The sequence below is a fragment of the Pseudomonas sp. QE6 genome (genome assembly GCF_041379005.1).
Classification (GTDB): Bacteria; Pseudomonadota; Gammaproteobacteria; order Pseudomonadales; family Pseudomonadaceae; genus Pseudomonas.
The window spans coordinates 717446-740707 of record NZ_CP166873.1; the positions used below are offsets into that span (position 1 = coordinate 717446).

12 protein-coding genes and 1 pseudogene are annotated in these 23262 nt (G+C 61.3%); 4 read left to right on the forward strand and 9 right to left on the reverse strand.

Annotation, left to right across the window (positions count from 1 at the left end):
* Positions 1-16 precede the first annotated feature (16 nt).
* Positions 17-766, reverse strand: a complete 750-nt coding sequence (locus ACAW63_RS03240) for a gamma-glutamyl-gamma-aminobutyrate hydrolase family protein (RefSeq protein WP_371231649.1) — start codon at positions 764-766, stop codon at positions 17-19.
* Between the two features lie 278 nt (positions 767-1044).
* Here ACAW63_RS03240 and ACAW63_RS03245 point away from each other — a divergent pair, with 278 nt between their 5' ends.
* From ACAW63_RS03245 to aguA, 4 genes are all read left to right on the forward strand, one after another.
* On the forward strand, positions 1045-2424 hold the full coding sequence (locus tag ACAW63_RS03245; protein ID WP_371231651.1) for a glutamine synthetase family protein: 1380 nt from the start codon (positions 1045-1047) through the stop codon (positions 2422-2424).
* A 240-nt stretch (positions 2425-2664) separates the two neighbouring features.
* The gene (locus tag ACAW63_RS03250) at positions 2665-3726 is read left to right on the forward strand and encodes a polyamine ABC transporter substrate-binding protein (RefSeq protein WP_371231653.1); all 1062 of its coding nucleotides are present in this window, start codon (positions 2665-2667) and stop codon (positions 3724-3726) included.
* Between the two features lie 55 nt (positions 3727-3781).
* Entirely contained in the window at positions 3782-4417 is a 636-nt protein-coding gene (locus ACAW63_RS03255; RefSeq protein ID WP_371231655.1) for a TetR/AcrR family transcriptional regulator, read from the forward strand.
* Between the two features lie 275 nt (positions 4418-4692).
* Positions 4693-5802 carry an agmatine deiminase gene (aguA, locus tag ACAW63_RS03260; protein WP_371231656.1) on the forward strand — a complete coding sequence of 370 codons (1110 nt, stop codon included), beginning with the start codon at positions 4693-4695 and terminating at the stop codon, positions 5800-5802.
* Between the two features lie 166 nt (positions 5803-5968).
* Here aguA and ACAW63_RS03265 read toward each other — a convergent pair whose 3' ends face one another.
* From ACAW63_RS03265 to ACAW63_RS03300, 8 genes and pseudogenes are all read right to left on the reverse strand, one after another.
* Positions 5969-7327, reverse strand: a complete 1359-nt coding sequence (locus ACAW63_RS03265; protein WP_371231658.1) for an OprD family porin — start codon at positions 7325-7327, stop codon at positions 5969-5971.
* A 694-nt stretch (positions 7328-8021) separates the two neighbouring features.
* A pseudogene (locus ACAW63_RS03270) lies at positions 8022-8293 on the reverse strand (hypothetical protein); the annotation flags it as partial.
* 509 nt (positions 8294-8802) lie between these two features.
* Positions 8803-9615, reverse strand: a complete 813-nt coding sequence (locus ACAW63_RS03275; RefSeq protein WP_371231660.1) for a hypothetical protein — start codon at positions 9613-9615, stop codon at positions 8803-8805.
* A gap of 1 nt (position 9616) precedes the next feature.
* On the reverse strand, positions 9617-9895 hold the full coding sequence (locus ACAW63_RS03280) for a hypothetical protein (protein WP_371231661.1): 279 nt from the start codon (positions 9893-9895) through the stop codon (positions 9617-9619).
* Positions 9892-10392 (reverse strand): hypothetical protein, encoded by a 501-nt coding sequence (locus ACAW63_RS03285; protein ID WP_371231663.1) that lies wholly within the window; start codon positions 10390-10392, stop codon positions 9892-9894. Before ACAW63_RS03285 ends, ACAW63_RS03280 begins: the two co-directional genes overlap by 4 nt.
* Before the next feature lie 539 nt (positions 10393-10931).
* Positions 10932-11180, reverse strand: coding sequence for a MafI family immunity protein (locus tag ACAW63_RS03290; protein ID WP_371231664.1), 249 nt, complete (start codon positions 11178-11180; stop codon positions 10932-10934).
* An 8-nt stretch (positions 11181-11188) separates the two neighbouring features.
* Positions 11189-21256, reverse strand: coding sequence for a filamentous hemagglutinin N-terminal domain-containing protein (locus ACAW63_RS03295; protein ID WP_371231666.1), 10068 nt, complete (start codon positions 21254-21256; stop codon positions 11189-11191).
* Between the two features lie 105 nt (positions 21257-21361).
* Entirely contained in the window at positions 21362-23062 is a 1701-nt protein-coding gene (locus ACAW63_RS03300; protein ID WP_371231667.1) for a ShlB/FhaC/HecB family hemolysin secretion/activation protein, read from the reverse strand.
* Positions 23063-23262: the final 200 nt, after the last annotated feature.

Consider the following 23262-nt stretch of genomic DNA (forward strand, 5'->3'; position numbering starts at 1 on the left):
GGCACCCACGCCAGGCTCAACGGTTCCCCGCCCTCTTGCCGCAGGCCTTGCCGAAGGCCTGGAAGATAGCGAGATAGTTGGGGTTCGTTTCGACCTGCCACTCCGGGTGCCACTGCACCCCGACGGCAAAGTCCACACCTTCGACGGAGAAGGCTTCAACCAACCCGTCAGGCGCCAGAGCTTCTACACGAAGGCCGGGCGCCAGACGTTCAACGCCCTGGCCGTGAATGGAGTTGACCTGGAACTGCGAGGGTAGACCGATGGCGGCGAAGATGCCGCCCGGCTGCACGCTCACCGCGTGCCGCAGTCCGTATTGAACCTCGAGCGGCTGGTCGGCCGGCTCGCGGTGGTCCATGAAGCCTTCGACCTGATGCACTTTCTGGTGCAGCGTGCCGCCGAAGGCCACGTTCATTTCCTGGAAGCCGCGGCAGATGCCCAGCACCGGAATCCCGGCCGCGACGGCGCGGCGAATCAGCGGCAGCGTGGTGCTGTCGCGCGCGGGATCATGAAGAGTGCCGGCTTCGCTCGCGGAGCCACTATAATGATGAGGTTCGACGTTCGACGCCGAACCAGTGAACAGCAGGCCGTCGAGTGCGGCCAACATGGATTCCTGGTCGATGGCATCGCCCAGGGAGGGAATGATCACCGGAATGCCCGAGGCCCCGGAGATCACAGCTCTGAGGTATTTGTCGCCAGTGACGTGGTAGGGTTTCGAACCGATCTGCTTCAGGCAGGCGGACACGCCGATCAGCGGCAGGCGAGACATGGGGCACCCGTGTTTGTATGTGTTATGGGCTTGAGGCCGAGCTTAGCCTTGTTCATTTTTTTACACAATAGGAATGTAAAAAATCAAACACGCCCCACTGAACAGCCCGTCAACCAAGGCTCTCCGCTCACCCGAAGCGACCTGTAACGCCCCAAAAACGGCCTACTGCGAATGCAGCGCCCTATTTTGGTGCGACATTGACAACCCTTGCCAATTCGGATTGACTCACACCTCAGCCTTCGAATGATTGAAATTTTTAACAATAAAGGTGTTGCATCATGTCGGTACCCCAGAGTGCCGTTTCGCTTGAAGAAGCGAGTGAGTTCCTGAAGGAACACCCCGAGGTCCAGTTCGTCGACCTCCTTATTGCAGATATGAACGGTGTGGTTCGCGGCAAGCGCATCGAACGCACCAGCCTGCCCAAAGTCTATGAGAAGGGCATCAACCTCCCCGCCTCTCTCTTCGCTCTCGACATCACCGGCTCCACTGTAGAAAGCACTGGCCTCGGCCTGGACATTGGCGACGCGGACCGCGTCTGCTTCCCTATTCCTGACACCCTGTCCATGGAACCCTGGCAGAAGCGCCCGACCGCGCAACTGCTGATGACCATGCATGAGATGGAAGAGCGTCAGCCGTTCTTCGCCGACCCGCGTGAAGTGCTGCGCCAGGTGGTGCAGAGGTTCACCGACATCGGCCTGACCATCGTCGCGGCCTTCGAACTCGAGTTCTATCTGATCGACCAGGAGAACGTGAACGGCCGTCCGCAGCCGCCGCGTTCGCCGATCTCCGGCAAGCGTCCGCAATCGGTCCAGGTCTACTCCATCGACGACCTCGACGAGTACGCCGACTGCCTGCAGGACATCATCGACGGCGCCCGCGCCCAGGGCATTCCGGCCGACGCCATCGTCAAGGAAAGCGCCCCGGCCCAGTTCGAAGTCAACCTGCACCACGTCGACGACGCCCTGAAGGCCTGCGACTACGCAGTCCTGCTCAAGCGCCTGATCAAGAACGTCGCGTACGACCACGAGATGGATTCGACCTTCATGGCCAAGCCCTACCCGGGCCAGGCTGGCAACGGTCTGCACGTCCATGTCTCGCTGCTCGACAAGGACGGCAAGAACATCTTCACCAGCGAGGATCCCGAGCAGAACGCCGCGTTGCGCCACGCGATCGGCGGTGTGCTCGAGACCCTGCCGGCGTCGATGGCGTTCCTCTGCCCGAACGTCAACTCCTACCGCCGCTTCGGTTCCGCCTTCTTCGTGCCGAACGCACCGAGCTGGGGCCTGGACAACCGTACCGTCGCCCTGCGCGTTCCGACCGGTACACCGGAAGCGGTTCGCCTGGAGCACCGTGTCGCCGGCGCCGACGCCAACCCGTACCTGCTGCTGTCCGCCGTACTGGCCGGCATCCACCACGGTCTGACCAACCAGGTCGAGCCCGGTGCGCCGATCGAAGGCAACGCCTACGAGCAGTTGGAACAGAGCCTGCCGAACAACCTGCGCGACGCACTGCGCGAGCTGGACGACAGCGATGTGATGAACAAGTACATCAGCCCCGAGTACATCGACATCTTCGTCGCGTGCAAGGAGCACGAGATGCAGGAGTTCGAGTATTCGATCTCCGACCTCGAGTACAACTGGTATCTGCATACCGTATAAGTGGTAATGAAACGCCGGCCCTCGCGCCGGCGTTTCCTTGAGCCTCTGGCACACCCCGGGGACTGCGACACCGCAACGGCGAGAGGGGCGCCGCGGCGACCCATACCTGCATCTCCCTTCTGCTCGCGATGCCTCCATCCGCCCGCTCGGGCGTCCATCGCGTCTGTCGTGCCTTGCTGTTGCGCCATCAGCGGCCCCGGCCGCACCCGCTGACATGTGGTCAAATCAGGGAGATCGCCAATGCCACGCCTGTACGTCTTGCTGCTGTTGCTGCTGTGCCCGTTGTCCGGTTGGGCCGACCCGGTCATCCGCGTCTACAACTGGAACGACTACATCGCACCCGAAGTGCTCAAGGACTTCGAGAAGGACACCGGCGTTCGCGTCGAATACCACACCTACAGCACCGACGAGGAACTGCTCAAGGCCCTGGAGCAGGGTGAGCACATCGACGTCGCGGTACCCTCGCACAACGACCTGCCGGCGCTGATCCGCAAGAAGCTGATCCGTCCCCTGGACTTCGCCAGACTCCCCAATCGCAGCCACCTCGATAGCCAACTGCTGAGCAAGCTGGCCGCGGTCGACCTGAACAACCAGCATGCCGTGCCCTACCTGTGGGGCGCCGTGGGCCTGGCGATCAACGAGCCGGAGGCCGAGAAGGCCTTCGGCGGCAAACTGCCTGACAGCTGGAGCCTGCTGTTCGACGCGCAACAGAGCCAGCGCCTGAAGAACTGCGGCATGAGCCTGCTGGACGCGCCGGATGAAGCCTTCTCGGTGCTGATGAACTACCAGGGCCGCAACTTCGCCCGCAGCGCCCCGTCGCAGATCCGCCGCGCCGGCGAAGTGCTCACCCAGCTGCGCCCGAACCTGCGCTACATCGACAGCGAGCGCTACATCCAGGACCTCAACAGCGGCAAGCTGTGCGTCGCCATGGCCTGGGTCGGCGATGCGCTGAACGCTGCCAATGCCGGCCAGCCGGTGCGCTTCGTGGTGCCGCAGGAAGGCTCGGTGCTGTTCATCGACAACCTGGTGATCCCGGCCTCGGCCGAACAACCCGACCTCGCGCACAAGTTCATCGACTACCTGATGCAACCCAAGGTCGCCGCTCAGATCACCGCCGCCACCCTCTACCCCAACGGCAACAAGGACTCCGCGCAGTTCCTCGACGCCGCCCTGCGCGCCCAGCCCGGCCTGTACCCGGACCAGGAGACCAAGCGCCGCCTGTTCGCCCTGGAAACCGCGCCGGAGAAAACCGCACCGGTGATCACCGAGCTCTGGGGCAAACTCCGCGCCGGCGGCAGCTGACTTGCCGAGCGCCCCGGAGCTGGCGTCCAATAACCGCCCAGCTCCGGAGGTCGACATGCCCGCTCCCACCCGTAAACCCCGCGCCAGCAGCCAGGCACGCATCGCCGTGATCCTCGACGCCGCCCGCGCGCTGCTGGCCGAGAGCGGCGCGGCGAGCCTGTCGATCTACGCGGTGGCCGAACGCGCCCGGATACCGCCCTCCTCCGTCTACCACTTCTTCCCCAGTGTGCCGGCCCTGCTCCAGGGCCTCACCAGCGACGTCCACGCCGCCTTCCGCGCCTGCCTGGAGCAACCCGTCGACCATGCCGCCCTGCGCGACTGGCGCGATCTGGCACGCCTGGTCGAGCAACGCACGCTGGCGGTGTATGCGGGCGATGCTGCCGCGCGCCAGTTGATCCTCGCCAGCCACGGCCTGGCCGAAGTCACCCAGGCCGACAGCCAGCACGACGTGCAGCTGGGCGCGGCGATGCGCCAGCTGTTCGAGCGCCATTTCGAGCTGCCGCCGCTGCCGCAGGACATCGAAGTCTTCAGTCTGGCGATCGAACTGGGCGACCGTGTCTACGCCCTCTCCGTACAGCGTCACGGGCAGATCACCGAGCGCCTGGCCGAGGAAGGCATGCGGGTGATCGACGCCTACCTCTCGCTGTACCTGCCGCCCTGCCTGCCGAAACGCTCCGCACCGCTGTCTTAAATCGATTTTTATCCGACAAATATCCGGACGAGCGGATCAAATTTTTCCCGCACGCCCTTCATAAACCGATTTTTATCGGCTATAACTTCTCCCACCCTGGGAGAAGTTCGACGCGACGCCGCAACCACCCGCCTATACTGGCCCCTTGCGACTCTCGCCGGCGACGCCCTCTGAATGACGCAACCCACCGCACAGGATGGGTGGAGCGCAGGGATACTCATCGATAAGTATCCGCCTTGCGCCCATCCTTCGAAGCCCTCACCAAGGATCGCCCCATGACCACTCTGACCAGCACTCCCCGCGCCGATGGCTTCCGCATGCCGGCGGAATGGGAACCCCATACCCAGACCTGGATGGTCTGGCCCGAGCGTCCGGACAACTGGCGTCTGGGCGGCAAGCCCGCGCAGGCCGCCTTCAGCGCCGTGGCCCGCGCCATTGCCCGTTTCGAACCGGTCACCATCGGTGTTTCCGCCGGCCAGTACGAGAACGCCCGCGCCCAACTGGCCGACGCGGCCAACATCCGCGTGGTGGAAATCAGCAACGACGATGCCTGGGTGCGCGATACCGGCCCGACCTTCGTCATCGACGACAAGGGCGAAGTGCGCGGCGTGGACTGGACCTTCAACGCCTGGGGCGGCCTGGAAGGCGGCCTGTACTTCCCGTGGCACCGCGACGACCAGGTGGCGAGCAAGATCCTCGGCATCGAGCGCTGCGCCGGCTACCGCACCGAAGGCTTCGTGCTCGAAGGCGGCTCGATCCACGTGGACGGCGAAGGCACCCTGATCACCACCGAGGAATGCCTGCTCAACCACAACCGCAACCCGCACCTGAGCCGCGAAGAGATCGAAGCCAACCTGCGCGATCACCTGGCCATCGATACCGTGATCTGGCTGCCGGACGGCCTGTTCAACGATGAGACCGACGGTCATGTGGACAACTTCTGCTGCTACGTGCGCCCGGGCGAAGTCCTGCTGGCCTGGACCGATGACGTCAACGACCCGAACTACGAGCGCTGCCAGGCCGCCATGCGCGTGCTGGAAAGCGCCCGCGACGCCAAGGGCCGCCAGCTGACCGTGCACAAGATCGTCATCCCCGGCCCGATCCACGCCACCGAGACCGAGTGTGAAGGCATCGACCTGGTGATCGGTACCCAGCCGCGCGATCCGTCGATCCGCCTGGCCGGTTCCTACGTCAACTTCCTGATCGTCAACGGCGGCATCATCGCCCCGCGCTTCAACGACCCGGCGGACGCCGAGGCCGAAGCCACCCTCAAGCGCCTCTTCCCCGAGCACGAAGTGGTAATGGTGCCCGGCCGCGAGATCCTCCTGGGCGGCGGCAACATCCACTGCATCACCCAGCAGCAGCCGGCGCCGCAGAAGCGCTGATTCGCGGTCATTGAAAAGGCCGTCGCCCCGCAAGGAGCGACGGCCTTTTCATTTTGTGGAGGAGTATCCCTGCAGGACCGCGGCGGATGCCCGCTCCCTGCTCGCGAACAAGCCCCGCTGCCGAGGCATTCGCGAGCAAGCTCGCTCCTACAGAAGCCGACGAGGCTTACAGCAGCGGGATGGTGTAGCTGACGATCAGGCGGTTCTCGTCCTGGTCACGCTGGGTCGCGGTGCCCTTGCCCTCGTAGGGCAGACCACTGCGCAGGGCAGCGTTCTTCCAGGTGAAGCCCAGGCCCTTGAAGGTGCCGTCCGGGATCACGTAGGCCAGGGAGATGTCGCGTTCCCATTCGCTCTTGTCACCGTACTTGGTATCGATGTTGTCGCCGTGCAGGTACAGGGTCTGGAAGGTCAGGCCCGGCAGGCCGGCCTGGGCGAAGTCATAGCCATAGCGGACCTGCCAGGTGCGCTCGCCGGCACGCAGGAACTTGCCGATCTGCACGTCGGTGATCAGGTAGGCGGTGGCGCCGTCACCGTTGTTGATGAACGGGAAGTCGCTGTCGCCACTGAGCTGCTGGTAGCCGGCGCCGAAGCTGTGGCCACTCAGGGTGTAGGTGAACAGGCCGCTCCAGGCGCGGTTGTCGACCTCGCCCTTGGTCACGCCGTTGCCGTAGTAGCCGTTGGTGTAGAAGGCCTTGTCGTGACCGTTCTTGCCGTCGTCGCTGCTGTTGAAGTAGCGCAGGTCGGACTTCAGCACGCCCGGACCGATCGCCCAGTTGTGCTGCAGGCCGAGGAAATGCTGTTTGTAGAAGTCCTGCAGGTTGCCGTAGTAGTACTGCAGCGTCAGGTCCTTGGTCAGCTTGTAGTCGGCGCCACCGTAGTAGAACTTGTTGACGAACTCGCCGGTACGGGCGTTGTTGGCGCCGGCGATGGACAGCCCTTCGTTGTTGCTGGAGCTACGGCCCTTCATGTGCTCCAGCTGGCCGCCGATCAGGGTCAGGTCCTTGAATTCGTTGGAGGTAACCTGGCCGCCGTCGAAGGTCTGCGGCAGCAGGCGACCGTCGTTGTAGGTGACCACCGGCAGCTTCGGCAGCAGGGTGCCGTAGCGCAGCTCGGTGGCCGACACCTTCACCTTGCCGGTGGCGCCCAGGTGGGAGAAATCGTCCACCGCGCGGCCATCGCTATCGGTGGGGAATACAGTCCCGGAAAAGTTCGAGCTGGTCGGGTTGTAATGTGTGCCCTTGCCGCTGTCGAGACGAACCCCGAGCAGGCCCAGCGCATCGACGCCAACGCCCACGGTGCCTTCGGTGTAGCCGGAGGTGTAGTTGAGCAGGAAGCCCTGGCCCCACTCTTCCTGCTTGCTCGGCGCGGAGGGGCCGTTGCGGTTGTCGGTGTTGATATAGAAGTTGCGCAGGGTGAGGTTGGCCTTGCTGTCTTCGATGAACCCACCGGCGACGGCCGACTGGGCCAGGCCCGCGGCAGCGATGGCGAGCGCCAGGCTCGATTGCGTGAGAGTGCGGCTTTTCATTGGATTTTCCCCATTTATTGATCTTGGAAAACAGGCCATTCAGCGCGACAACCAGCTCCCCCGGAGCCCGACCGAACGGCAAGCAGAAGCCACGGCGCGTACGTGCGGACACGCGCGGCAACGGTTATTCAGTGGTGATGCAACGCTCCCCTAGGCAGGGGTGATGCGCAGGCAAGCAGGCGGGAAGGCAGCAGCTGAAAGGGACGGCATGGGTCTGTTCTCGTGTCTTGTTGTCGTGGCGATGCGCGGGGCATGCACCACTGGCCAGGCAATCCCCAGGCCAACCGGCCTTGCCTGCCCGACTCCCCGCCAAATCTGCCTTTCAGACTTGTCAGCGAATCTTTTCCTCCAGACCACTAAGCGGGAAACCGCCACGAACATCGCCCTTGCTGGCGGGAAACCGCCACCCCAACCGCACTTGCCAACCGTCCTCACGACAGCGCTGGGGGCAACGATAAAAGAAGCTCTATAAATCAAAAAAGAATTAATTATTACAATGTAATTTCTTTATGGAATATATGATACCACGCCCAAACCTCGCCGGACTGCACCTCTGACGAGGTACCCCGGTTGATCGAGGAGACCGACTGTGGTTTTCCAGGGGTGGAGCCCTGCTGAAATGGGCATCGCTAGGGGATGCCCAAGAAAATGCAGAATGGCGGTGCTGCGCTAAATGATGTGGGGGCGCTGCACTTGACGGGTGCCCCATACCCGAATGGCTGTAGGAGTAGCTGTCATGCAACTCCTTCACCGCCCGCCAATCCACATCCCCCCGTGCCTCGGCATCCTTCAGCCACGCGAGATTCAGATCGGCTTTCACCATCGCATCGGTGGCTTGGCTGACCGATTTCTTATCGAGGTGCTTGTAGTCGATGCTCAGGCCATCGACCGCCTTATAACCAAGTCGCCGTGCGCGATCATCTGCGTCTGGCGCACGGCCTCGTCGGTATTGCCCTTGCCTTTGGACTGCAAAAAGTGAAAAAGAGGACAGCTTTATTTCTGCACTCTGATCCTGACTCGCCAGACCGTTTTAGAGTAGAAAAATAAATCTGTCCCCTTTTTCTTCTTCAATATCTCTTCTGAGCATAAACGGAACAATTATCCACCCCATCCAAACAATAAATGACAAAAGCAGCGAGAGGAAAACATATCCACGCCCAACAATCCCAATTCGGCGAGCAAGAAATAGACAGTAAATACCCACTAGGATTGACGTCAAGAAAACAACTGCAGAAAAGAACAACACCACAATAAAATCCAGCTTAAAGAATATGGTAATCGAACCCCAACGCTAAAAGCTGAAAATGAGACAATCAAGAGAAACAAGGATACTTTATTGGCAAGGATCAACGCACAAATAAACAACTCCAGCAAATACAGGCAATTTATAGATTTTATTCCCACACTCTAACCCTGACCCACAAGGTAGATTTAGAGCTGAAAACTAAACCTTTCCACTATTCCGCCGCCCCCGCTCAATTATAACCAAGCCGCCTTTTAGCCTTATAGCAGCCGTTAATTGCTATTGCCTTTTCATAAAACTCCTTACGTCTTCCGCGATCTCTGTCTCCCTGTAAGCGATAGATTTCTGCTTGAAAATCGAGGCTGCCTCCCCAAGGCATCGCAAACCCTTCTGGAACTTTCTCTCTGCATTCAAACTGTATTGCAGGCTGCGGGTAATATTTCTCATAAACTGAGGCTTCGCTTTCTACATTTTTCAAGTTGGAATTAAAATCTTCCTCTCCGGGGAAATCCCAACATGCATTCGAAAATATAAGAGCTGACGGCGCAAATCCGTGCGCAAAGCTTTTCTGGACCAATGGGCACACTTTTGCTCTTGTTTCCTCAATGGAATAATTAAAAAGATAGTAGAGAAGTGCCAGTCTATATTGCGCCACTGGATGTCCAAGCTCTGATGCCTGCTCAAGCAAAGGAATCGCCGATCCAATAAATCCCCCTGCTTCCTCAGATAGCTCTAAGCCGCGCTTTTTGTCTTCAGCGTTGGCCTGGGGAAAATTAAATGGTACTGCTTCTAGCTTGCTATGTGCTTGCTGCAAATAAGGAACAGCTTTTTGATAAAGCTCTTCACTACGAGCATCAATACGGAATCCCTGAGCAACGCACACGTATGGCAGAACACTTACAAGTAACGCACCACATAACAAATTGGCTCTCACTTTAGGCCCTCCGAAAAACGTGAAAAAAGGGGACAGATTTATTTTCTTTACTCTAATCCTGACCCACCAGACCGTTTTAGAGTAGAAAAATAAATCTGCCCCCTTTTCCACATTACTTTATTCCTTTGCAAATCTCGTATAGCCGCTCCCGCAACGATTCAAACTCGTTATTCTCTGCAATAAGAACCTTCCGTTCCCCATAGAGAACAATGTCATTCAGCGACCCCATTCCTCCGTACATGGATATCAATTTCGATGACATCCTGACGGGATCCTCATCAAAATTTTCCCTAACATTTTCAAGAGCGGCCGCCCAATCATCTGCGCCTCCTAATCTAAGCAACTCAACCATTCTCTTTAGAATCACACCAACATCATTTTGCATAATCATCTCAACGGACTCGAATTAATCACTTCAACCCCATCAATCAACCAGGGTTTCTGAACCACTATCTGTTGCGTCCCGCCAGTGTAGAAGCCCCCTTGAGCCCCGACCTCACCTACATATACTTTCGTCCCTGCCGGTATCTTTACTTCAAAAGTCGTATCTAAGGGGGACTTCGCTCCGCCTGGCCACTCAGGCAAAACCGCCTTATCAATTCTAGTTTGTATAACTCCAACTGGGGGCTCACTACTGAAGAACTGCCCAAGTGGTTTATCAGAAGTTCCTGCGCGATAAAGCACCGTATCTTTCTCAAGAGTAACAACAGAATATCGACCACCAGAGAAAGTTTGCGCGATGTTATCAGACAAACGTCCTGGCTTTATTGCTGAGTACGTGCCTTCAACTCGCCCCAGAGTTGATAGCCCGCCTGCGCCTTTTGGAACAACTGACTCCGCCAGCTTGGCCTCAATCTTGCCAGCAATCGCTTCACCGAACTCTTTCACCCCTTTTCCAACCGCTGTACCAGCACCTTTCCCCGCAGGCAGAAGGGCTTCCTCTAGAGTCGTGTCGCGGATGATGCCGTCACCAACGGTCAGACCTAGCGCATCTCGGATGTATTGCTGCTGATCGATCTGCCCCTTGAAGCCACCAATCTCTCCATTGAAATAAGGAAATAAGGGGACAGATTTATTTTCTTTACTCTAATCCCGACTCGCCAGACAGTTTTAGAGTAGAAAAATAAATCTATCCCCTTTTCGTTCACTGATTATAGGGCATATTGCTTTTGGTTGCCGTATTCACAGCAGACTGGAAACTGCTCAGCTGTTGCTGACTGACAAGCCTAACAGCTTCCGGAGTATGGGTAATCGCTTTGGACGCAGCATATTCAGCCATGTGCTCTGTTGCGTTTCCGTGAACCCAAACTTTCTGACCATTGGCTAATTACATCTCAAAAGACTTAGGAATCACTGACCCTGGATATACAGGTTGAGTGGCCTTTATTGAGTCAAACACCGTTCCAGTCCCTTTTGCAGCAAAGAAACTACAAGACTCTCAAATCCTGTAGTTCCTCAATCTCCATCCCCATGAGCTCTGCTGCTGCTGCCAGCTGCTCTTTCACTTGGAATGGAATAGCCACATCAAACTCCACCAACTGAGAACAGAGTACTTCCAGTGCAACTCCTGGCTCCCCACATGCGACCAACTCTTTGACATTTTTCTCTGTATCATCGTCAAAGCATCCCGAAAGCTCTTCCATCGTCGACTGTATTATTTTCTCTGGCTCGCGCATGCGTACCTCTACTTCGGATATGCAGTAATAACCCCCTCTCCGTGAGGTTCGACTATTACACGAATACTTACGCCATCACGCACACCCTCTACCGCCCAGCGGACAGGTTTGCCTTTAGTAGTGAGCTGGGCACCAGGCTTGCCAGTTAACTGTGTCCACGAAGCTTTAGGATCTGTAGCTAAATCAGAAACGTTGTGCATGACCTTATCGCCATTCCAAGAAGCCGGGAAAGCTGTTTTTCCTGGAGCTCCCGGCCATAAATGCCCACCGCCAGTAGCATCTCCCAGCAGAATATGCTGAGTCCGTTGAGTGCTTGCCAAATTGATGAGCGAGTCAGCGCTTGGAGTTGCTTTTGGCAGCAGCTTATTAAAACTACTGCTACTACCACCAATCAAGCCACCAGCTGCCGACTGAGCCAATGCCATCTTGAGCAGTTCAATCGTACCGCCTGTCTGAGCAAGATACTCGGAGGTGGCTGTATCCATCGCCATGCGGTTCGACTGAATATAGTTAGTCGAGATGACGGCTTCCAACCCTACCGTTTGGGCCTTGTGCAGACTCAGCGCCAGCTCGACGTTCTGCGGGTCTTCCGCCATCAGACGGGCCGCGATCTTTCCGCACGCAGCCAAGTCGCTCTGGCAAAGCGCGGGGTACTCATTGTTGCGCTGTTGATCCAACTCCGAGTACTGCTGGCCGATGCGATCCTTGCAATCCTTATCGGCTCCACATCCCTGGATTTTTCTCGCCATCTCATCCAGTTCTTCGTGGAAGAGATAGTTGTACTGCGTTGAGTTCTTGGCGGCCCAAGCCCCGGTTTCAAGCTGGTCAGTGCTGGCGTTCTGGATGACAGCCGCCGTGGCAACCAACCCGACCAACTGAGAGCTGGTTGTCAGCAGTTGCTCTCGTTTGTCCGGACTCAGCTTTTTGAAGGTTTCATCGAGACTCGCCACCATCGCCTCGTTGGCGCCGGCAGCCACCGCGCCTGTGGTGAAGTCGCCGCCGCTGACGACCGAAACTAGGCCACCCATCAATGCATGCATGGCCACCATTGGAGCGCTGCCAGGGGTGTAGCCATTGATGGTCCCAATATCACCCACCTGGTTGAACCCAGCCGCCGCGAAGGTGTTGTAGAGACTGTTCTTCAGCTCATCACCAAAGCTACCGCCTTGATCCAGCGCTTGGCTCAGTGCTGCACTGGTGAAGTTCTGCATTCCCTGGTTGGCAGCAAAACTACCGACACCGCCCCAACTGCTCAGATCGGCAACTGTCTTACCTCCGACGATCTTTGTATGTGTATCGGCCCCGCTCAAACTGTTGAAGTATTTCGCCGTAAGCCCGCCGGTCAGGCTGGCAATAGCCATCTGTTTGAGGCTGTCGCTGCTGAAGCTGTCGCTGAGTACCTTGCTCAGGTCACCCTTGTTATTGATCAGGCTGACGGCGGCAGTTCCGGACAGGCTGCCCGCTGCGCCAACTCCCGCGCCCATGGCGAAGCTGCCACTGGCCAGCCCCGCGCCTCCGGTCCCAAGTGCTCCCGCCGCCGCCATTCCACCGATAGCCGCCGCCGCAATAGCCACGGCCAACTGCGTAGCCGGGCCCATGCCGGATTGGCTGTAGCTATAGGAATCATGGAATTCCTTCACCGCCCGCCAATCCACATCCCCACGGGCCTCGGCATCCTTCAGCCACGCCAGATTCGGATCGGCTTTCACCATCGCATCGATGGCCTGGCTGACGCTGGCCTTGTCGATCTGCTTGTAGTCAATCTTCAGCCCGTCCACGGCCTTGATTGCGAGGTTGCCCTGGGCGATCAGTTCGCTCTGGCGCACGGTTTCGTCGGTCTTGCCCTTACCCTTAGCGCTGTTCCAGGCCAGGCTGCTGTTGCTCTTCTCGTGAGCTTCCTGGTGCAGGTCCTTGACTGCTTCGAAGTTCACTTCGCCGCCGCTGACGATGGCGATGTCGTTGCCGCTCTCCAGCTTGGCGGCCTGGTATTTCTGGTCGCCGCCGCTGAGCAGGGTGATGTCGGAGCCGGCGCTGATTTCGCTGCTGACCGCTTTGACGTCGGTGACTTCGTCGTGGCGGGTCTGCTTCTTGCCCCAGGAGCCTTTGTCCTTCTTGTCGTAGAGGCTGTAGTCGCTGTCGTTGGCGGCGAGGACTTCGATCTTGTCGCCGGCCACCAGGTAGGCCTCGTTGCCAGCACCGATCTTGCTGCTGACCAGGGTGAGGTCCTGGCCTGCGCTGATCAGTACGTCGCGACCTGCGCTCAGTTCGGTGCCGTGCTGGGTGACGTGGTCTTCCTGCGCGGTGACCTTCTTGGTGTGGCTGTAGCTGTGTTGTTCATCTGCCGCCGACGCGAGAGTGACGTCGCGGCCCGCACTCAGGGCCGCATCACGCGCGGCATCGATCCGGCTGGCCACGGCATTCAGATCACGCCCTGCGTTGATCTCGAGGTCTCGCCCGGCGGAGGTCTCGCTACCCAGTTGGGTGATGTTCTGGCTACCGTAGCGACGACCGTTGACCTGGCCGTCCTCCAGCTCAACGCTGGTCAGGTTGACGTCACGCCCTGCCTGCATCGACAGGTCGCGACCACTGCTGATCACCCCGCCGAGGTTGCCGATATCACGCCCTGCGCTGATCTCCAGATTGCCTGCAGATTCGATGCGCGCGGCGCTGTCGGCGAAGCTGGACGTCCAGCTGCGGTTGCTACCCTGGGCGCTGTCGATGCGGGTGACGCTGCGTTCGTTGATCACATCGCCGGTCAGCGCGGTGAGGCTGACGTCGCGGCCCTTGATGATGCCGCCCTGGGTGTTCTTGATACTGTTGGTGGCGAGCAGGTCGAGACGCCCGCTGGCTTCGATCAGGCCGCCGTTATTGATGTTGGCAGCGCTGGCGGCGAGGTCGCCGCTGGCACGCAAGGTGCCCTGGTTCGCCAGATCGCCGCCGCTGATCAGCGACACGTCCTTGCCCATGATCAGAGCGCCATTGGGGCCGAGGCGATTATCGACCTGGGCCAGGTACACCACCGGCACCAACACCTTCTCGCCATTCACGATGGCTTCTTCGAGCCACACGATGTCGTGGGTCAGCGCTGCCACCTGCTCGGCGCTTAGACCAACACCCACCCGCAGATTCAGGCGGTCTTTGTAGGCGATGGCGTTGTCCATTAGATAGCGGAACAACGCCTCGTCGCTGGTCATTCCGTCGATGAAGCGCTGGCCGGTGCGAGCGACCACCGCCTGCTGGATCAAGCGCTGTTCGTAGAGACCATCCCCCAGACGCTTCTGCGACTTATCCGGGTCGTAGCCGAGCTGGCCCAGCAAGTAGTCGGAGCTGAGGAAGCTCTTCAGGCTGGTGAGATCCGGGTTAGTCTCGATCAGGTACTTATGGCTGTTGTCCGGCCGGGCGCTGCTGGGTAGGCCTTGTACACGTGATACGTTCAAGCTGGCGCCGGACTGAGCGTCCGCCGTGGAAGTGCCGCCTCCCAGGGCAACGCTGTCCGTGCCGCCTGTACCGCCGCCCAACGCTACTTCGCGCTGAGACGGGTCGATGCCCGGCCCTGCGAAGATCAGCTCTCCACCGCCCGATACGCTTTCAACGCCCCCACCACTGCCACCCTGACCACTGAGGCGGAACAATCCATTACTGCCAGTGGGCAGACTGAAGCCCGGCAGGCTGATGGGATTGACCTGCTTCTGCACAAGGTCTGGCGGCAGTTGCGAATTGATCGGCACCACGGTGCTGAGCAGACTGTCCCCCAGCGCAGTGTCCCCGGTCTTCTGGCCCGGATTGACGTAGGCGTAGTGGTTGCGGATGACGCTGTTGTTGATCTCCTCGCTGGCCGTGATATTGACGTTGCCGGCAGCCTGGATGATGGCCGCATAGGTCTGGTCGCCGCTGCTCAGCTCGGTCACGGTGCGGTACTGACTCAACTCCTGTTCGGTACGCGCGAGGAAATGACTCAATGCTGCCGCGAGACCGGCCGGATCGTTCACGTAGTTGGGGCTGTCGATCCAATACTGATCGGTGAAGGCGTCGGCCTCACGGGTCCAACTGCCCATGTTGTTGGTGCGCTCGGACTTGAAGACGCGGAAGGTCTCGGTCTCGCCGGGGACCACGCCCTGGTTGGTCAGGCTACGCACCGAGGCGCTGATGTTCTGCCCCGCGCTGATCACGCTGCTGGCGTTATTCAGGGTGTCGCCGATGATGTTCAGATCGCCACCAGCGCTGATGGAGGATGCCGCACTGGCCTGCAGCACTTCGAGCTTGTCGCGCTCGGTGATTTCCCACACACCGTTACGCTTGCCGGAGCAGTCAGCAATGCTGTCGTTGAGGTACTTGTAGCAGTTCACCTCGACGATCTGGGCGGTGTATTTACCGGCGCGGTTGACCACCAGCACGACGCGCTGGTTATTCAGCGCTCCGACGTTCAGGCGCATGTCGTGCTGGCTTTCGAGATTGGCAGAGAGGTTGTCCAGACGTGCCGTACGTCCGCCCTGGTCGTCGGCCGCCAGATCCAAGCCGCCGAGGCTATAAATGTCCGCAAAGCGGTTGGTCAGGGCGCCGCTGACCCGAAGAGTCATGTCGTCGCTGCTGAAGATCAGCGCGCCGTTGGCCTCGCCATCGTTGAGCAGGTTCCCGGCCTGGAGCCGCAGCAGACCGGCGCTGCCGAGGGTGCCGTAGTTGTGCAGGTTGCCGGTGTTGGCCGTCAGGTCGCCAGCGGCGGTGAGGCGGCCATGGTTGTTCAGGGTGTTGGCATTGAGCGTGACGTTGGCGCCACCCGCGATGCGGCCGTTTTCGCTGAGATCGAGCTGATTGGCGGCGAGCGTGAGGTCGCCTTGGCTGCTCAGACGACCGCTGCTGCTGTAGCTACCCGTCAGATTGAGATCCAGAGAACCGTCGCTGGCGATCAGGCCGTCGTTGCTCCAGGTGCCACCCGTGCCAGTGAAGCGTTGTACGGCGAGTAGCTGCCCCGTGGCGCCCTGGGTGAGCTGTCCGATATCCAGGTAAAGCTCGCGCGCCTGAATGATGGCGTTGTTGGTCCAGCTGGCGGCCTGGTAGCTGAGGCTGCCATTGCTGGTGAAATTGCCGCCGGCCAGGCCTGCCTGGGCCAGGTCGATGCCGAAGCGGCCGTTGCCGACATGCAGCACGGTGCCGCTGCCGTTCTGCAGCGTACCGGTCTGCAGGAAGAAGTCCTGGTTAGCGCTTTCGATCCGGCCCAGGTTGTTGTTGAGCAGGCCTGAGGTGGTGACCTGGGTAGTCCCGCTCTGCCCCAGGGCACGAATGGCGCCCACCACGTTGTTGATACTGACGGCACCGAGGGTCAGGCTGCCGCTGCTTTCGATCAGGCCGAACTGGTTGTTCAGCGCACCGGCGAGGCTGAAGTCGATGACCCCGGCGCCGATCTTGCCTCCCTGGCCGAGCCCGGCACCGTCGTTGAGCAACTGGTTGCCGCGCAGGTACAGCAGGTTGCCGGCATACAGGCCACCGCCCTGGTTATTGAAATCGCTGGTGATGATGCGGTTGTCGCCGCTGACCGCCGAGAGGTGGCCGGCGCGGTTGTCGATAACGCTGCTGGCCTGAATGTCGAGCGACTGCGCCTGGGTAATGCCGGTGTTGTTGCCAAACCAGCCGGTGATCAGCTTGAATGCGCCGGTGAGGCTGGCCAGCACACCGCCGGCGCCGTTATCCAGGCTGCCGCTGGTGATATCGACCGAGCCGGCCTGGCTGGTGAGGCGGCCACCCTGGTTGCTGATGGCGCCATGAGTCGTGAGGGTGGTCTCACCTTGCCCTTGTACGGTGCCGCCCGCGTTATCGAGACTGTTCGCGGTGACGGCGAGCGTGCCGGCCTTGCTGAAGATCAAACCATCCTGGCCGTTGAGCAGGTCGCCGGTGAGGGAGAGGGTCAGATCGGTCTGCGCCGCGAGGGTGCCGCCGGCGCTGTTGTCGAAGCGCCCGGCGAGCACCTTGAGCAGGCCCTGGCTGGCGAGCTGTCCGCCGCGGTTATCGACACTGCCGGCCTGGAGATTCAGCGGACCCGCGCTGACGATCTTCGCATTGCCACCGACGTTGAGCAGCGCACCGAGCAGGCCCAGGTGCAAGGCGCCCTGGCTGGAGAGGCTGCCACCGCTGTTATCCAAGCTGCTGGCGTCGAGCTGCACGCCATTGCCGCTGATCTCGCCACCCCGGTTGTCCAGGGCCTGGCCGCTGCCGGTCAGGCCACCCTGGGCGCTGAGCAGGCCGCCGTTGCGGTTGTCGAGATCACCACCGAGGGTTAGGCCCAGATTGCCCTGGGTGGAGACGATGCCGTTGGCGTTGTTCAGGCTGCCGGCAGCGAGGCTGATGTCGCCCAGGCTGACCAGCGCGCCCTGATCATGGTTGTCGAGGGCACCGCTGAGGGTCACGTTCAGCGCGCCATTACGGCTGGAGAGCGTGCCACCGAGGCTGTTGTCCAAGCTCGTGGCGTTGACCACGAGCCCTTGCCAACCGGAGAGCAGGCCCTGATTGGCATTGCGCAGCGCAGCGGCCTGCAGCGTTAGTTGACCGGCACTGATGATCCGGCCCTGGTCGCCATTATCAAGGCTGCCGCTGGCGGCGAGGCTAAAGCCCTGGTTGCTGGAGATTTCCCCGCCTCGGTTATCCAGGTTGCCCAGGCCATTGATCTGTAGGCTGCCACCTGCACTGAGCAGGCCACCCCGGTTATCGAAGTCGCCCCGTGCACCATTGCCTAGGTCGATGCGCACGTTGCCTTCGCCGATCAACGCGGCCTGCTGCTGGATCAGCCGGGCGACGATCAGGCGCAGGTCGCCCTTGGCGGAGATTTCCCCGCCACCGATGGAGTCCAGGTTTCCACCGCGCAGGTTCAAGGTGCCTTGGCTGGTGATCAGGCCGCCGGAAGTTCCGCTGCTGCCCGCGCCGTTGAGTACGTTGCCGGCGGAGAGATCGAGGCCCTGCGTGCCACTGATGATGCCGTCGCGGTTATCGAGGTCGGCGGTGGTGGCGGTAAGGCTGCCTTGGGCGAGCAAACGGCCATTGCGGTTGTCGGTGCTGCCGGTGGCCAGTTGCAGGTTCGTTCCTGCCGAGAGCAGGCCACCTTGGTTGTTCAGATTGGCGCTGCCGATATCGAGTTCACCGCCGGCCACCAAGGCGCCGTCGCCATGGTTGTCCAACTCCCCCTGGCTGCGCACCTGCAGGCCGCCCCGGCTGGCGAGGGTACCGCCTTGGCTGTTGTCGAGGCTGGCCGCCGTTACAGTCAGGCCGTTGCTGCCGGACAGCACGCCGCCGTTGCTGTTGTTCAGCGCCCCCGTGGTGAGGGTCAGACGGTCCCCGGAGAGGATCTTGCCGCCCTGGTTCAGGACGTTGCCGGTGGTGAGTTCGAAAGCGCGGTCGCTAGAGATTTCGCCCGCACGGTTATCCAGGCTGCTGGCATTGCGCAGCAGCAATTGGCCAGGGGGGACGATCAGGCCACCGGCGTTATTCAACGCACCGCCTTGCAGATCAAGGTCGATGCCAGTCTGACTGACCAGTTGGCCACCGTGCTGGTCGAGGCCATTGACGCGACCGTCGATGACGCCCCGCGCGGACAGGCTGCCACCCTGGCTGTTGTCCAGCTGGGCACTGTCGAGGTGAAGGGCGGCATCGGTGACGATACGGCCATTCTGGCTGTTGTTGAGTTTCGCGCTGTGCAGGCGAATGTCGCCAGCGGCGCTGAGGACGCCCCCCGCGTTATTCAGATCGCCGCTCGCCAGATCGATACCGGCGTCGCTGAGCAGCCGGCCACCCTGGTTCTCGAGGGCGCCGGCCAGGCGGGCGAACAACGTCCCCGCGCTGGAGAGCGTGCCGGCTCGGTTGTCGAGGCTGGCAGCGGAGAGGTTCAGGCTGCCCTGACTGAGCAGAGTGCCCTGGTCGTGGTTATCCAAAATGCCGGACAGTTGCAACCAGATGCTTTTCTGGCTGCTGAGCAGGCCGCCCTGGCTGTTGTCCAGGCTCTGCCCGGTGACGCTTAGGCCGTCGCGCCCGGCCAGGGTGCCGCCGCGGTTGGCGATGCGCTGCACCTGCAGGGTGAGGCCGGCGTCGCCGATCACCTTGCCAGTGCTGTTGTCGAGGCTGGTCGCCTGGATCTCCACGCCGGCGCGGCTGGAGATTTCACCGCCCTGGTTGAGCAGATCGCCGCCGGTGAGGGTCACGCCGTTATTGGCGGCGACCCATCCGCCATTGCGATTGTCGAGCTGGCGTGCATCGAGGTTCAGTGCACCCTGGGCGAGCAATTCGCCGCTCTGCTGGGCGAGGCTATCGACCTTGGCCTGCAGGTCGCCCTTGGCGGTCACGCTGCCCTGGGTGTTGTTCACCTGGTCTGCGTTCAGGCGCAGTGCCGCGCCGCTGTCGAGGGCGCCGCCCTGGCTGTTGTCCAGCTGGCCGAGGTCCAGTTGCAGATCGCCCCGGCTACTGATCACGCCTTGCGCGCTGTTATTCACGCTACCCGCAGAGAGGGCCACACCGGCATCGCCGACCACCAGACCGCCCCGGTTATCCAGGCTGCCGGCCTGCACGCCGAGGGCGCCCTTGGCCGAGAGCAAACCATCGGCCTGGTTGCTGAGCGTATTTTTTACACTTGCCTGCAGCGAACCGTTACTGATCAGGTTGCCCTGGCTGCTGTTATCCAGGCCGTCGAGGTTGAGGCTCAGCACCTGTTCGGCGGAGAACAGGCCCAGGCGGTTATCCAGCGCGCCGCCGCTGACCTGCACCAGGTTGGCCACGGCTTGGCCGTTGCGGTTATCCAGCCGTGCGGCGGACACAGTGAGTTGTGAGCCGGCAATCAGGCGACCCTGGCGGTTGTCGAGGGTACTGGCGGCCAACTGGGTGTTCGCGCCCTTGAGCGTGCCGCCCTGGTTGTCCAGCGTGCCGCTGGCATTGATACCGAGGTTGCGGCTGGCGACCACACTGCCGCTGTTGCGCAGGTTCTGCGCGGTGATCGCCACGTCGCCCTGGGCGTTGCGGATGTTGTCCGGGTTGACTCCGGCTTCGACAATGCCGCTGTTGCTGACCTGGGCACCCTGCAACTGCACGCGCGAACCCGCTGCCAGTTGGCCGCTGTTGCTCAATTGCCCGTTGGCCGCCAGTTCGACGTTGCCCGCCGCATAGGCCGGGCCATTGACGGCGATGTCCTGCGCCTTGGCCCGCAGGCTGCCGGCCGTGCTGGTCTGCGCCAGGCTCAGTTGGCCATTGGCGTCGATCTGGATATCGCCGGCACTGGCGGCCAGGTTGCCGGCCAGCTTCACGCCCACGCCCTGCTCGGTGCCCACCAGGCGGATGGCGCCCGCGTACATGCCGCCCAGGGCCGAGCTGTCGATGGCCAGTTGCGGCTTGGCGCTGCCGTTGTCGGGCTTGGCGCTGGCGGCCAGGGTCTCGGCGTCGAGCTGGTTGCGGCCAGTGACCACGTCCAGTTGGTTGGCGTACAGATCGGCGTTGAGCTTGGCGCTACGTGTCAGAAGTTCGAACTTATCGACGTTGGAGGCATTCAGCCCGGCGCCTTCGATGGCGATGTCGCCGCCATCGACGTCATACCCCTGCAAACGCCCAGCGTTGAGGATCGGTTTGCCGGTGGTGAGGGTGGCGCGCGGGGTGTTGATGAAGCCACAGCCGGCGCACGTGATGCCCCCTGGCGCCGCGACGATCACATGCGCCGCTTGCCCAGCTACCTCGGTATAGCCGCGCAGTTGGGCGGGATTGTTGCTGGTGACTTCGTTAAGGATTTTATTGGCGGCGCCGCTGCTCTTGAGGTTCGGATTACCAATAATCATCCCGCCCAGTTGGGTGGCCTGGGTCTTGCCGGTGGCGTTGTTGAGGATCAGGCCGTTCTGGCCGACGTTGTAGTCGCTGAACTTGTTGTGGGAGAGCCCCGCGCCGTTGGGGGTGGCGATGTTCACCACCGGCACGCCGTTGCCCGCCGCGCCGATCTGCGTATTGCCGCCCGCCGCTGCATCCACCGCCAGTTCGGCCGCCGCCGCGACGATAGGATTGAGGATCAGAACGCCCGACAGGACGCTGGCAATCAGTTTGCAGGCGGGGTGGCGAATGTCCATTTTGCGCGTCTCGTCGCAGAAAACCGGGACGCGAACACTAACGGGCAGTCACAAAGCAGCCGAGTCGGCGCCTTCCCGACTGTTTGTGCGATCCGTCCGGATTCGTCAGAAGAACAAATTGAGGCGGAAATAGACCGGGTGCTCGCGGCGCTCGACAATGTCGGGTCGCTCCAGCGAGTGCGCCAGGGTCACGGAGGCGGCGGCGTACTGGCCGCGGGCGCTGAACTCCACGCCGTGGCCGCTCATGCGCCCGGAGAGTTCCGGGTTGTAGCGGCCATGCTCGATGGCGCCGACGTCGTAGGCGTAGGCCACGCCGTATTCCTGCAGCCAGGGCAGCAGCGGCGCCCAGGTCACGGCGCGGCGCCAGCGCAGCTGGTTGCGCCAGTAGTAGCCGGAGTCGCCGGAAAGGCTCTGGTCCTTGAAGCCGCGAATCGAGGTGAGGCCGCCCAGGCTGATGCGTTGCGGACTGTAGAGCACGTCTTCGCTGTGCTGGCCGGTGGCGAGGCTTTCGAAGCTGAAGGCTTCGTCCCGCAGTTTGAACGGCTGCAGGTAGCTCAGGGTCAGGCTGTATTTGTTGTAGCGAGCGGTGGGGCTGCCGTGCGGCGCATCGTGGTCGTCGTCCTGCGCGCCGAAGGCGCCGATGCCACGCTGCCAGCCGGCATCGAGGTTGACGAAGCCGCTGCCGATGCGCCGGCCATGGTTGAAGCCCAGGCGGAATTCACTGAGATGGGTGCTGGAAACGTCCAGCAGGGTGTCATCGATGTAGTTGCGAGTGCGCTGGTGGCTGAGGCCGAAGTTGAGCGCGGTCTTGCTCACGTCGTCGCGATGAATGACCCGCTCGGCACCCAGTTGGTGGGTTTCGTTGTCGCCGTCGTACTTGAAGGCGAAGCCGGCGTCCTCGTTGCGGGTGCGGTAGTAGTTGCGGCTGTAGCTGTAGTTGAAGGTCCACCAGCCGTAGGGAGCGCTGTACCACAGCCTCTGGTTGTCGGAGTGCTTCCAGTGGTCGCTGACCACGTCCTCGCCGTAGCGCAGGCCGAACTGGTCGGCCAGGCCCAGCGGGCTGTCCCAGTCCAGGCCGACGCCGGCCTGCTGTTCGCCGGAGGTGGTATCGCCGTTGTTGTCGCGGCTGACCGAAACGCGCCAGGGTTTGCTGCGCTCGCCCTTGAGCTGCACGCGGCTGCCGCCTACCTCCTTTCCCGGCACCAGTTCCATCTGTGCCTGACGCGAGGGCAAGCGGTTTATCTGGTCGACCAGTTGCTCCAGGTCGCGCAGGTTCAGCACGTCTCCGGTGTGGCCGGGGAAGGTCATGGCCAGCTCGCGGGGGCTGGCCAGCGCGGATTCGTCGAAGCCTTCGAAGCGGCCCTCGACCACGATGACTTTCAGCTCGCCACCGGAGAGGTCCTGTTGCGGCAGGTAGGCGCGGGTGGTGACGAAGCCACGGCCCAGGTAGTGGTCGGTGATGGCTTTGAGCAGTTCGTTGAGCTGAGTGACGCCCAGGCATTTGCCCTGATAGGGGGCCAGAAGGCGCTCACGGGCACCGGCATCGAGATGCTCGGCACCTTCGAGGGTGATGGTGCGGATGGTGAAGCAGCGGGTATCCGGCGCGGTGGGGGCCGGCGCCTCGGTGGGTGCCTTGCCGGGGAGCTGCTGGAGTTCTTCCAGGCGCTGGCGCTGTTCGCGCAGGAGTTGTTCCTGGCGCTCCCGCTGGAGATTCGTGTCGCCAGGGGAGGCCAGCGGCTCAGCCAACACACTGCTCGCCAAGCAGAACAGCCCGGCCAACAGCCAGTGAAAATGGAGGTTCGGCATCCTTTCGCTCTCCCGTGGCCGCGCCTTGGCTGGACATCAATTTTCAGGGGGCGAATTGGAGCATGGTGCCGAAGGCCTGATTTGTAGGACACGACCTCAAATCTTGAAGGACATTTCTTTAGCTCCGAACAGACGAAGCACTGACGCAGAAAAAAAGAAACCCGCCCGTGCTGCAACACGGGCGGGTTATGGGCATTGCT

Excerpts from the sequence above, each read along its gene's own strand:
- ACAW63_RS03255 (WP_371231655.1), top strand. The coding sequence starts at position 3,782 with ATGCCCGCTCCCACCCGTAAACCCCGCGCCAGCAGCCAGGCACGCATC.
- ACAW63_RS03300 (WP_371231667.1), bottom strand. The coding sequence starts at position 23,062 with ATGCCGAACCTCCATTTTCACTGGCTGTTGGCCGGGCTGTTCTGCTTG.
- ACAW63_RS03245 (WP_371231651.1), top strand. The coding sequence starts at position 1,045 with ATGTCGGTACCCCAGAGTGCCGTTTCGCTTGAAGAAGCGAGTGAGTTC.
- ACAW63_RS03250 (WP_371231653.1), top strand. The coding sequence starts at position 2,665 with ATGCCACGCCTGTACGTCTTGCTGCTGTTGCTGCTGTGCCCGTTGTCC.
- ACAW63_RS03265 (WP_371231658.1), bottom strand. The coding sequence starts at position 7,327 with ATGAAAAGCCGCACTCTCACGCAATCGAGCCTGGCGCTCGCCATCGCT.
- ACAW63_RS03240 (WP_371231649.1), bottom strand. The coding sequence starts at position 766 with ATGTCTCGCCTGCCGCTGATCGGCGTGTCCGCCTGCCTGAAGCAGATC.
- ACAW63_RS03290 (WP_371231664.1), bottom strand. The coding sequence starts at position 11,180 with ATGCGCGAGCCAGAGAAAATAATACAGTCGACGATGGAAGAGCTTTCG.
- ACAW63_RS03280 (WP_371231661.1), bottom strand. The coding sequence starts at position 9,895 with ATGATTATGCAAAATGATGTTGGTGTGATTCTAAAGAGAATGGTTGAG.
- ACAW63_RS03295 (WP_371231666.1), bottom strand. The coding sequence starts at position 21,256 with ATGGACATTCGCCACCCCGCCTGCAAACTGATTGCCAGCGTCCTGTCG.
- aguA (WP_371231656.1), top strand. The coding sequence starts at position 4,693 with ATGACCACTCTGACCAGCACTCCCCGCGCCGATGGCTTCCGCATGCCG.